At 69.5% G+C, this 11,340-nt stretch carries 8 protein-coding genes and 2 pseudogenes; 9 read left to right on the plus strand and 1 reads right to left on the minus strand.

The annotated features are described in order from the left end of the window. Positions 1 to 186, plus strand: a 186-nt coding sequence (locus tag FGF04_RS25070) for a transposase family protein (RefSeq protein WP_328596407.1), incomplete at its 5' end; no start/stop codon positions are given. A gap of 102 nt (positions 187 to 288) precedes the next feature. Here the strand turns inward: FGF04_RS25070 and FGF04_RS25075 are convergent. Continuing rightward, the gene (locus tag FGF04_RS25075) at positions 289 to 1,053 is read right to left on the minus strand and encodes an SCO2400 family protein (RefSeq protein ID WP_188114210.1); all 765 of its coding nucleotides are present in this window, start codon (positions 1,051 to 1,053) and stop codon (positions 289 to 291) included. Between the two features lie 288 nt (positions 1,054 to 1,341). Between FGF04_RS25075 and FGF04_RS25085 the strand changes: the two genes are divergently transcribed. The 8 genes and pseudogenes from FGF04_RS25085 to FGF04_RS25120 all read left to right on the plus strand — a co-directional run. Further along, positions 1,342 to 2,502 carry a mandelate racemase/muconate lactonizing enzyme family protein gene (locus FGF04_RS25085; protein ID WP_149513514.1) on the plus strand — a complete coding sequence of 387 codons (1,161 nt, stop codon included), beginning with the start codon at positions 1,342 to 1,344 and terminating at the stop codon, positions 2,500 to 2,502. Positions 2,503 to 2,644: 142 nt separating this feature from the next. Continuing rightward, positions 2,645 to 3,658 (plus strand): zinc-dependent alcohol dehydrogenase, encoded by a 1,014-nt coding sequence (locus FGF04_RS25090; RefSeq protein ID WP_149513515.1) that lies wholly within the window; start codon positions 2,645 to 2,647, stop codon positions 3,656 to 3,658. A gap of 135 nt (positions 3,659 to 3,793) precedes the next feature. Next, positions 3,794 to 4,762: a hypothetical protein gene (locus FGF04_RS25095; RefSeq protein WP_149513516.1), complete on the plus strand. Its 969-nt coding sequence runs from the start codon at positions 3,794 to 3,796 to the stop codon at positions 4,760 to 4,762. Positions 4,763 to 4,895: 133 nt separating this feature from the next. Then, positions 4,896 to 6,011, plus strand: a complete 1,116-nt coding sequence (chvE, locus tag FGF04_RS25100; protein WP_149513517.1) for a multiple monosaccharide ABC transporter substrate-binding protein — start codon at positions 4,896 to 4,898, stop codon at positions 6,009 to 6,011. Between the two features lie 32 nt (positions 6,012 to 6,043). Beyond that, positions 6,044 to 7,585, plus strand: coding sequence for a multiple monosaccharide ABC transporter ATP-binding protein (gene mmsA / locus FGF04_RS25105; RefSeq protein ID WP_149513518.1), 1,542 nt, complete (start codon positions 6,044 to 6,046; stop codon positions 7,583 to 7,585). Positions 7,586 to 7,590: 5 nt separating this feature from the next. Next, positions 7,591 to 8,838, plus strand: a complete 1,248-nt coding sequence (gene mmsB, locus FGF04_RS25110; protein WP_149513519.1) for a multiple monosaccharide ABC transporter permease — start codon at positions 7,591 to 7,593, stop codon at positions 8,836 to 8,838. A gap of 101 nt (positions 8,839 to 8,939) precedes the next feature. Next, positions 8,940 to 9,995, plus strand: a pseudogene (locus tag FGF04_RS25115) (aldose epimerase family protein); the annotation flags it as partial. A 128-nt stretch (positions 9,996 to 10,123) separates the two neighbouring features. Next, positions 10,124 to 11,340: pseudogene (locus FGF04_RS25120) on the plus strand (pyridoxal phosphate-dependent aminotransferase); the annotation flags it as partial.

Here is an 11,340-nt window from a genome sequence, read left to right on the forward strand (position 1 = left end):
CGCGCGCTGCTGCCAGGCCAGGAGGCCGACAACGCGGACCACCGCACGGTGCGGGCCCGGGTGGAACATGTCATCGGCCGCATGAAGAACTACAAGATCCTCCGCGACTGCCGCCAACACGGCGACGGCCTCCACCACGCCGTCCAGGCCGTCGCCCACATGCACAACCTCGCCCTCGCATCATGACCAGAAGACTGTCATCACGGGTCCTGACCTGCCCAAACGCGGCCTTATGCAACACCCTCTAGGGGCGCGGGGAACTGCGCGATCTTTTGGGCGAGCCGCAGGCTACGCGCACCACCACAGGATGCGGTCGCACGACTCCGTCGGGGTGGGGTCCGGGTCGGCCGGTTCCTCCGTCGTGGGGTCCGGGTCCGGATCCGGGTCGGAGGTGCCCGGGGACGACGCCCCGGGCGCGTCCGGCGGCGTGGCCCCGCCCGCCGGGGGCGACGCCGTCGGCGTCACCGCCGAGGACGAGGCTTCTGGGGACGCCGAGGACTCGGCGTCCCCAGAAGCCTCGTCCTTGTCCTTCTTCTTGCGGTCCTTCGCCTTCGCCGCCTTCTCCGACTCCGAGGCCGACGGCGAGACCGCCGAGGACGGGCCCGCCCCCGAGCCGTCCGCGGACCCCGGCGACGAGCCGTCCGCCGACGCCGAGGACGTGGCGGACGCCTCCTTCTTCGACGTGACGCCCGGCAGGGAGAACGGCCCCTCGACGCCCAGCTCGGCCAGGCTCAGCCCGCCGGCCGCGAGCAGCAGCCCCGCCCCCACGAACAGCACCCGACGGCGCCGGCGCCGGTGCATCGCGGCCTTGCGGTCGCGGCGGTCGGCGCGGGTCCTGCGGACCCCGCGGTTCCCCCGGCGCCGGGCCCCGCGCCCCTCGGCGCCGGCCTGCTCCCCATCCTCGCCCGAGGCGTCGTCGCGGTCGTCGGCGTCCTCCCGGTCCGCGTCCGAGAGCGAGGCCGCGTACGCCCGGCACGCTTCGGCGGAGGTGCCGCACCCCGGGCAGGCAAGGGCGCCGTTGAGGTGCCGGTGGCACGGGTGGCAGTAGTCCATGACGCCGGAAGACTAAACTCCGCGAAGGTCACGGTCCCAGGCGCAGCTGTGAAAGTTCTGTGCCGAACAGCCCGTTCCGCTTGGCCGGGCGAGGACAGGACGGACCAAGGGCGGACCATTCGCCGCCTTCCCTCGTCATCGCGTCGAAACCGTTACGTGCCCTACCCATTGACACCCGCGCCGCCCCGTCCTTACTGTCTGGCCAACATTTCGAACGTGTGACGAAATATCGAACGGTCGAAACAGAGTCGTACAAGCAGCCGCAGAGCACGACAAGGGGCATTCTCCGTGCGCATCACCGGAATCAGCACACACGTCGTCGGGACGCCGTGGCGCAACCTGACCTATGTCCAGGTGCACACCGACGAGGGCATCACCGGAGTCGGTGAGACCCGCATGCTCGGACACACCGACGCGCTGATCGGCTATCTGCGCGAGGCGCAGGCCAATCACATCCTCGGTTCCGACCCGTTCGCCGTCGAGGACCTCGTCAAGCGCATGAAGTACGGCGACTACGGCCGGGCCGGCGAGATCGTCATGTCCGGCATCGCCGTGATCGAGATGGCGTGCTGGGACATCAAGGGCAAGGCCCTCGGCGTCCCCGTGTGGCAGCTGCTGGGCGGCAAGGTCACCGACAGGGTGAAGGCGTACGCCAACGGCTGGTACACCACCGAGCGCACCCCCGAGGCGTACCACAAGGCGGCGCGCGCGGTCGTCGAGCGCGGGTACCGGGCGCTGAAGATCGACCCGTTCGGAACCGGCCACTTCGAGCTGGACCACCAGCAGAGCCTGTACGCGGTCTCGCTGATCGAGGCGGTCCGCGACGCGATCGGCCCGGAGACCGAGCTGATGCTGGAGATGCACGGCCGCTTCTCGCCGGCCACCGCGATCCGGCTCGCGCGCGACCTCGCGCCCTTCAACCCGGCGTGGCTGGAGGAGCCGGTGCCGCCGGAGAACCTGAAGGCGCTGGAGAAGGTGGCCGCCAAGGTCGACATGCCGGTCGCGACCGGTGAGCGCATCCACGACCGCATCGAGTTCCGCGAGCTCTTCGAGAGCCAGGCCGTGGACATCATCCAGCCGGACGTCGGCCACATCGGCGGCATCTGGGAGACGCGCAAGCTGGCCGCGACCGCCGAGACGCACTACATGCTGGTCGCCCCCCACAACGTGGGCGGCCCGGTGCTGACCGCCGCCTCCCTCCAGGTCGGCTTCACCTCCCCGAACTTCAAGATCCTCGAACACTTCAACGACTTCGCGGACGCCGACATCAAGAAGGTCGTCAAGGGCGCCCCGCAGGTCGTCGACGGCTACTTCGAGCTGTCCCACGAGCCGGGTCTGGGCGTCGAGCTGGACACGGACGCGGCGGCCGAGTTCCCGCAGCAGCAGGCCCGCTTCGACCTGTGGGCGGAAGGCTGGGAGCAGCGCAAGCCGAAGGGCACCGCCAAGTGACCGCGCCCGCCACCGAGTTGCCCGGCGGGCTGTGGCAGGCTGTGCACCGCCGCCGGACGCCGTCGCCGTCGCGCGCCACGGCGGACCGGAGGGGTCACCGCCCTTCCGCGACCCCGACACGCCCCACCGCCCCGGAGCCGTCATGAGCGCCCCCAGCCAGGCCGTCGTCATCGAGGGGCCGGGCGCGCACCGGCTGGTCCCGCACGAGCCCGCGGCCCCCGCCGCCGGTGAGGCGCTCGTACGGGTCCACGCGAGCGGGATTTGCGGCAGTGACCGCGAGGTGTACCAGGGCAACCGGCCCGAGGGGTACGTCCGCTACCCGCTCACCCCGGGCCACGAGTGGTCCGGCACGGTGGAGGCGGTCGGCGCCGGGGTCCCGCGGGGCCTGGTGGGCCGCAAGGTGGTGGGCGAGGGCTTCCGCAACTGCCAGGTCTGCGACCGCTGCCACGCGGGCGAGACGACGCTGTGCACGGCCGGCTACGAGGAGACGGGCTTCACGCAGCCCGGCGCCATGGCCGGCACGCTCACGCTGCCCGCGCGGCTGCTGCACGTGCTGCCCGACGACGCCGACCTCACGGCGGCGGCGCTCCTGGAGCCGGCCGCCTGCATCGCGGCGGCGGCGCTGAAGGCGGACGCGCGGCCCGGCGAGCGGGTGGCGGTCGTCGGCACCGGCACGCTCGGCATGTTCGCCGTGCAGTTCCTGAGGGCCGGCTCGCCCTCGGAGCTGCTGGTGGTGGGCACCCGCCCGGACCGCGAGGAGCTGTCGCGGACCTTCGGCGCCACCGACTTCCGCACCCGGGACCAGGAGCTGCCCGACGACTTCGACGTGGTGATCGAGACCGCCGGCTCGGCGACCGCGGCGACCACCGCCGCGTCCCTGCTGCGGCGCGGCGGGCGGCTGGTGCTCACGGGCATCCCGGCCGCGGGCGCCGAGGGCCTGGACCCCACCGACCTCGTCGTACGGCAGCTGGAGGTGCACACCGTCTTCGGGGCGCCCCCGCAGGCCTGGGCGCACACGGTACGGGTCTTCGGCGCCGGGCTCCTCGACCCGCTGCCGCTGGTGACGCACGAACTTCCGTTGGACGAGTTCGCCCACGCCATCGAGCTGGTCGGTTCGGGCGATCCGAAGGTCGGCAAGGTGCTGCTGCGGCCCTAGGGCGGCGGCGCCGGACGGCGGCCCCAGATCCGTGCGCCGGTGCGGAGACCTGACGCTCCGTACCGGCGTACACCCACCGACACGAACCATGTCCGACATATCGAACGCACACTTTGCCAGAGCTAAGGAAAGCCCGTGACCGACGCTTCCCCCCAGGGGCCCCGCCGACCCGGTGAGCAGGCACTCGCCGCGCTCGGCCTGGGCGCGCCCGCCCTGTCCCCGGCCGACGCCTCGCCGCACACCTTCCCGGGAGGCGGCCGCTGGCGCACCGAGATCCCCTCGTGCGAGGGGCCCGAGGCGCTGGCCGTGGTCCTGAAGGAGTCCTCGCGGCTCGACGTGCCGATCCACCGGATCAGCCAGGGCAGCGGCATCTGGATGCTGACCGACGCCGAGATCACCGAGATGGTCGAGGCGACGGCCGAGCGCGACATCGAGCTCTGCCTCTTCACCGGCCCGCGCGGCACGTGGGACATCGGCGGCTCGACCCGTACCGACTCCGGTGGCGGCGGCACCCGGGCCCGGGGTCACGATGCGGTCGCGGGCTGTCTCGAAGACGCCGTGCGCGCAACGGAGTTGGGCGTAAAGTGCCTCCTCGTGGCGGACGAGGGCGTGCTGTGGACCTTGCACAGGGCCCGTGTCGCCGGGATCATCCCGGCCGACACCACGCTCAAGGTCTCGGCGCTCATCGGTCCGGTCAACCCGGCCGCGTACGCCGTGTACGAGCAGCTCGGCGGGGACTCGATCAACGTGCCCAGCGACCTCACGCTGGACCACCTGACGGAGATCCGCCGGGTCAGTGCCGCCCCCATGGACATGTACATCGAGGCCCCCGACGATCTCGGCGGTTACGTGCGCATGTACGAGGTCGCCGAGCTGATCAGACGCGGCGCACCGCTGTACCTGAAGTTCGGCCTGTCCAAGGCGCCGGGGATCTACCCGTACGGGCACCACCTGCGGGACCTGACCCTGTCGACGGCGCGGGAGAGGGTGCGGCGCGGCCGGCTCGCGCTGGACCTGCTGGCGCGGCACGGGGCGGACGGCGACATGGCGCCGCTCGGTTCGCGCCTGCCGGGAGCACTCCAACGGTTTGACATTCCCTCATAACGTTCCGGGCACACCCCCTTCACAAAAGACGACGTGGCCGAACACAATCCCACACACCCTTCTCGGTCGTTCCGCGCTCCACGTCCTCACGGATGAACACCGAGCCCCCGTCAGAGCATCAAGGAAGATGATCATGCGCAATCGCAAGGCAGCCCTCTCCGCCATAGCCGCGGCAGCCTCCCTCGCCCTCACCCTCTCCGCCTGCGGGCAGGACAGCGAGGGCGGCAGCGACAGCAGCAAGGGGGAGTCGAAGAAGGGCTCCACCGTCGGTATCGCGATGCCGACCAAGTCCTCCGAGCGCTGGATCGCCGACGGCGCCAACGTGGAGAAGAACCTCAAGGCGGCGGGCTACAAGACGAAGCTGGCCTTCGGCGAGGACGACCCCGACACCCAGGTCTCGCAGATCGAGAACATGATCACCCAGGGCGTCTCCGCGCTGATCATCGCGGCGATCGACAACAAGTCCCTGGACAACGTTCTCCAGCAGGCCAAGGACGCGGACATCCCGGTCATCTCCTACGACCGCCTGATCCTCAACTCGCCGAACGTCGACTACTACGCGTCGTTCGACAACGAGAAGGTCGGCGAGCTCCAGGGCGGCTACATCGTCGAGAAGCTCGGCCTGAAGGACGGCTCGAAGAAGGGCCCGTTCAACGTCGAGCTGTTCGCCGGCTCGAACGACGACAACAACACCCAGTACTTCTTCAAGGGCGCGATGAACGCCCTGCAGCCGTACATCGACAAGAAGCAGATCGTCGTCAAGTCGGGCCAGACCAAGCTCAACCAGGTCACCACCCTGCGCTGGGACGGCGGCACCGCCCAGAAGCGCATGGACGACCTGCTGACCTCGACGTACAAGACCGCCAAGGTCGACGCGGTCCTCTCGCCCTACGACGGCATCTCCATCGGCATCCTGTCCGCGCTCAAGTCGGACGACTACGGCTCCAAGAGCAAGCCGCTGCCGATCGTCACGGGCCAGGACGCCGAGGTCGCCTCGGTCAAGTCGATCATCGACGGCCAGCAGACGCAGACGGTCTACAAGGACACCCGCAAGCTGGCCGAGGTCGCCTCGAAGATGGTCGACGCGGTGCTGAACGACAAGAAGCCCGAGACCAACGACACCAAGACGTACGACAACGGCGCGAAGGTCGTCCCCGCGTTCCTGCTGGAGCCGGTGAACGTCGACAAGAGCAACTACAAGGAGACGGTCGTCGACTCCGGCTACATCAAGGAAAGCGACCTCAAGTAACCACCCGTCTCCAAGGATTGGAAGGCACGACCATGGCGGGACCCGTCCTGGAAATGCGCTCGATCGTCAAGACCTTTCCCGGCGTCAAGGCGCTGTCGGACGTCTCCCTGAGCGTCCGGCCCGGCGAGGTCCACGCCATCTGCGGGGAGAACGGCGCCGGCAAGTCGACCTTGATGAAGGTCCTCTCCGGCGTCCATCCGCACGGGACCTACGAGGGCGACATCCTCTTCGAGGGTGAGTCCTGCCGGTTCAAGGACATCAGGGCGAGCGAGCAGCACGGCATCGTGATCATCCACCAGGAGCTCGCCCTGGTGCCGTACCTCTCCATCGCGGAGAACATCTTCCTCGGCAACGAGCACGCCACGCGCGGGTTCATCAGCTGGACCGAGACGCTGCGGCACGCCACCGAGCTGCTGCGGCGGGTCGGTCTGGACGAGCACCCCGACACCCGCGTGGCCGACATCGGCGTGGGCAAGCAGCAGCTCGTCGAGATCGCCAAGGCGCTGTCGAAGAAGGTGAAGCTGCTGATCCTCGACGAGCCGACGGCGGCGCTGAACGACGAGGACAGCGGCAAGCTCCTCGACCTGATCCTGGGCCTCAAGGACCAGGGCATCACCTCGATCATCATCTCGCACAAGCTCAACGAGATCGAGGCGGTCGCGGACTCGGTGACCATCCTGCGCGACGGGCGGTCCATCGAGACCCTCGACGTGAAGGCGCCGGAGACCACCGAGGACCGGATCATCAGCGGCATGGTCGGGCGCGACCTCGACCACCGCTTCCCGGAGCGCACCCCGCACGACACCGAGGTGGGCTCCGCCCCGGCCCTCGAAATCCGCAACTGGACCGTGCACCACCCGATCGACCAGCAGCGCAAGGTCGTCGACGACGTGTCGATCCAGGTGCGCCGCGGGGAGATCGTCGGGATCGCCGGGCTCATGGGCGCCGGGCGCACCGAGCTGGCGATGAGCGTCTTCGGGCGCACCTACGGCCGCTACGCGGGCGGCACCGTCCTCAAGGACGGCAAGGAGATCCGTACGAAGACCGTGTCCGAGGCGGTCGGGCACGGCATCGCGTACGTGACCGAGGACCGCAAGCACTACGGCCTCAACCTCATCGACACCATCAACCGCAACATCTCGCTCAGCGCGCTGGGCAAGGTGGCCAAGGGCGGTGTGGTCGACGAGCACGAGGAGCGGCAGGTCGCCGAGGGCTACCGCACGTCGATGAACATCAAGGCGCCGACCGTCTTCGAGCCGGTGGGCAAGCTGTCGGGCGGCAACCAGCAGAAGGTCGTCCTCAGCAAGTGGATCTTCGCGGGGCCCGACGTGCTGATCCTGGACGAGCCGACCCGCGGCATCGACGTGGGCGCCAAGTTCGAGATCTACACGGTCATCGACAAACTGGCCGCCGAGGGCAAGGCGGTCGTCTTCATCTCCTCCGAGCTGCCCGAACTGCTCGGCATGTGCGACCGCATCTACACGATGTCCGCCGGGCGGCTGACCGGTGAGGTCCAGCGGGCCGAGGCCACGCAGGAAGTGCTGATGCGCCAGATGACGAAGGACAAGAGGTAGGACCCATGAGCACGAATGTGACCGCCAAGTCCCCGGCTCCGGCGCCCGCCGGCAAGGGCGGCTCGGCCGGCGGCGGCGACGGCCTGCTGCAGCTGATGATGGAGGGCATGCGCCGCAACATGCGGCAGTACGGCATGCTGATCGCGCTCGGCCTGATCGTGGTGCTGTTCGCGGTGTGGACGGACGGCGACCTGCTGCTGCCGCGCAACGTCTCCAACCTGGTGCTGCAGAACAGCTACATCCTGATCCTCGCGATCGGCATGATGCTCGTCATCATCGCGGGCCACATCGACCTGTCGGTCGGCTCCCTCACCGCCTTCGTGGGCGCGGTGGCGGCCGTGATGATGGTCAAGCACGACATGCCCTGGCCGCTGGCCGTGGTGCTGTGCCTGCTCATGGGCGCCGCCGCGGGAGCCGCGCAGGGGTTCTTCATCGCGTATCTCGGCATACCGTCCTTCATCGTGACCCTGGCGGGCATGCTGACCTTCCGCGGTCTGACGGAGATCTTCCTTGAGGGCCAGACCCTCGGCCCGTTCCCCGAGGGCCTGCAGAAGGTCTCCAACGGCTTCCTCCCCGAGGTCGGCCCGGACACGAACTACCACAACCTCACGCTGCTGCTCGGCTTCGCGGTCATCGCGTTCATCGTGCTGCAGGAGGTGCGCGACCGCCGCCGGCAGCAGGAGTTCGCGCTGGAGGTGCCGCCCTTCAAGCTGTTCCTGCTGAAGATCGTCGCCCTGGTCGCCGCCGTGCTCACGGTGACGCTGATGCTCGCCAGCTACAAGGGCGCGCCGGTGGTGCTGATCATCCTCGGCGTCCTGGTCGTGGGCTTCGGCTACGTGATGCGCAACGCCATCATCGGCCGCCACATCTACGCGATCGGCGGCAACCTGCCCGCGGCGAAGCTGTCCGGCGTGCGGGACAAGAAGGTCACCTTCCTGGTCTTCCTCAACATGGGCATGCTCGCGGCGCTGGCCGGCCTGGTCTTCGCGGCCCGCTTCAACGCGGCCTCGCCGAAGGCCGGTGTGAACTTCGAGCTGGAGGCGATCGCCGCGTCCTTCATCGGCGGCGCGTCGATGAGCGGCGGCGTCGGCACGGTCCTCGGCGCGATCATCGGCGGTGTCGTCCTCGGCGTGCTCAACAACGGCATGAACCTCGTCGGTGTCGGCAGCGACTGGCAGCAGGTCATCAAGGGCCTGGTGCTGCTCGCGGCGGTCGGCTTCGACGTGTGGAACAAGCGCAAGGTCGGTTCGTAACGTGCAGGTCGGGGCCCCGTGGACGTACTGTCCACGGGGCCCCGTTTTTTCTTTGTGCACGACAAGATGTGCACGACAAGAACTGCCACGTCTCGGGAAGACAGGAACCGGTGAAAGAACTCTTTGGCGAACTCGCCGACGGAACGAAGGTCCACCGCTGGTCGCTGGAGAACGGCGGCACACGGCTGAAGGTCCTGTCGTACGGCGGCATCGTCCAGTCCCTGGAACTCCCCGACCGCCGCGGCCGGTACGCCAACGTCTCGCTCGGCTTCGACGACGTCGAGACGTACGAGACGTCCAGCCCGTACTTCGGCGCGCTCATCGGCCGCTACGGCAACCGCATCGCCGGGGGCCGGTTCACCCTCGACGGCGAGGAGCACCGGCTGCCCGTCAACGACGGCGGCCACCACCTGCACGGCGGGCCCGAGGGCTTCGACCGGCGGGTGTGGGACGTGGAGGAGTTCGCGACCGGCTCCGACGTAGGCCTCGTGCTGCGGCGCACCAGCCCCGACGGCGAGATGGGCCACCCCGGCACGCTGACGGTGAAGGTCACCTACACCCTCACCGCGCAGGGCGACTGGCGCGTCGACTACGAGGCGGCCACCGACCGGGCCACCGTCGTCAACCTCACCAGCCACGTCTACTGGAACCTGGCCGGCGAGGGCGCGGGCTCCGTCCACGACCACGAGCTGATGATCGCCGCGTCCCGCTACACGCCGGTCGACGCGGGGCTCGTGCCGACCGGTGAGCTGGCCCCGGTCGAGGGCACCCCGTTCGACTTCCGGCACCCGAAGCCGGTCGGGGCGGAGCTGCGGCGCTCGGACCCCCAGCTCCTGCACGCCAAGGGCATCGACCACAACATGGTCCTCGACAAGGGGCCCACCGAGCGGCCCGAGCACTTCGCGACCCTGCGGGAACCGGTCTCGGGGCGCACCCTGAGGATCGCCACGACCGAGCCGGGCGTGCAGCTGTACACCGGGAACTTCCTGGACGGCACCCTGGTGGGCCCCGGCGGCCGGGCCTACCGGCAGGGCGACGCGGTGTGCCTGGAGACCCAGCACTTCCCCGACTCGCCGAACCGCCCGGAGTTCCCGTCGACCGTGCTGCGGCCGGGCGGGACGTACCGGTCGACGACGGTCCATTCGTTCACCTTGTGACCGTTCTTCACAGCGGGTTCACAATTTCCACATCGCTTCACAGTCGTTGAACAGAGACACCCCGCCGCCCGTACTCAGGGACGGCCCGCGTATCCCCGCACGGGCCGCCCCTCAAGGACGGAGGGTCCATGGCCGACAAAGTCACCTCGCTGTTCCGCACCGGCGCGCACAGCCCCTCGATGGCCGCGCTGGCGCGTGAGAGCGGGGAGGCGGGTCCGCTGGACTTCTGCATCCCGTGCAATCCGTACTTCCCCTCGCCCGCGATGTTCGACGAGCTGTCCGGGCGGCTGCGCGAGATCATCACGTACTACCCGAGCAGCGCGGACACCATCACCGCCGAACTGTGCAACCTGCTCCAGCTGCCGCCGCAGTGCGTGGCGATGGGCAACGGCTCCACCGAACTGATCACCTGGATCGACCACCTGCTGGTCCGGGAGTCGCTCGCCGTCCCCGTCCCCACCTTCGGCCGCTGGACCGACCAGCCGCTGGAGACCGGCAAGCGCGTCGACATGTTCCCCCTCCAGGAGAGCAACGGCTTCGCCCTCGACCCCGCGCAGTACATCCAGTTCATCCGCTCCCGGGGCACCCGCGCGGCCGTCATCTGCAACCCGAACAACCCCGACGGGGGCTTCCTGCCCAAGCAGACGGTCCTGGCGTTCTGCGACGCGCTCGCCGACCTCGACCTGATCGTCATCGACGAGTCGTTCCTGGAGTTCGCCGACGCGGAGAGCGAGCCGAGCATCGTCGAGGAGGCGGTGATGCGCCCCAACGTCATCGTGCTGCGCAGCCTCGGCAAGAACTTCGGCCTGCACGGCGTGCGGTTCGGCTACATGGTGGCCAACCCGGGCCTGGCGGGCCGCATCCGCTCGATGCTGCCGAAGTGGAACCTGAACGCCTTCGCGGAGACCGTGGTGTTCATGCTCCGGGACTACGGGCCCGAGTACGTGGAGAGCCTGCACATGGTGCGGCGCGACCGGCTGGACATGGCGCGGCAGCTGTCCGCGCTGCCCGGCCTCACCGTCTACCCCTCGCAGGGGAACTTCCTCTTCGTGCGCCTGCCCGTGGGCGCCGAGGGGACCGTGGTCCGGGACCGGCTGCTCACCGAGCACCGGATCCTGGTCCGGGAGTGCGGCAACAAGATCGGTTCGTCCAGCCGCTTCCTGCGGCTCGTGGTGCGCCCCCAGGCGGATGTTCAACGCCTGGTGTCCGGCCTGGAGTCGGTGCTCTACGGGACCGTCAGGAGGGCCGCCGCCGCCGTGCCCGAGCTGAGCACCGGGACCGGCTACAGCTCCGGTACGGCGGCGGTCGACCGGCTCGTCGGCTCGACCAACGGGCAGGGGTACCC

Source organism: Streptomyces apricus (assembly GCF_008369065.1).
Classification (GTDB): domain Bacteria; phylum Actinomycetota; class Actinomycetes; order Streptomycetales; family Streptomycetaceae; genus Streptomyces; species Streptomyces apricus.

Coding starts and splice junctions, on each gene's coding strand:
- FGF04_RS25075 (WP_188114210.1), bottom strand. CDS start 1,053: ATGGACTACTGCCACCCGTGCCACCGGCACCTCAACGGCGCCCTTGCC.
- FGF04_RS25090 (WP_149513515.1), top strand. CDS start 2,645: ATGAGCGCCCCCAGCCAGGCCGTCGTCATCGAGGGGCCGGGCGCGCAC.
- chvE (WP_149513517.1), top strand. CDS start 4,896: ATGCGCAATCGCAAGGCAGCCCTCTCCGCCATAGCCGCGGCAGCCTCC.
- mmsA (WP_149513518.1), top strand. CDS start 6,044: ATGGCGGGACCCGTCCTGGAAATGCGCTCGATCGTCAAGACCTTTCCC.
- mmsB (WP_149513519.1), top strand. CDS start 7,591: ATGAGCACGAATGTGACCGCCAAGTCCCCGGCTCCGGCGCCCGCCGGC.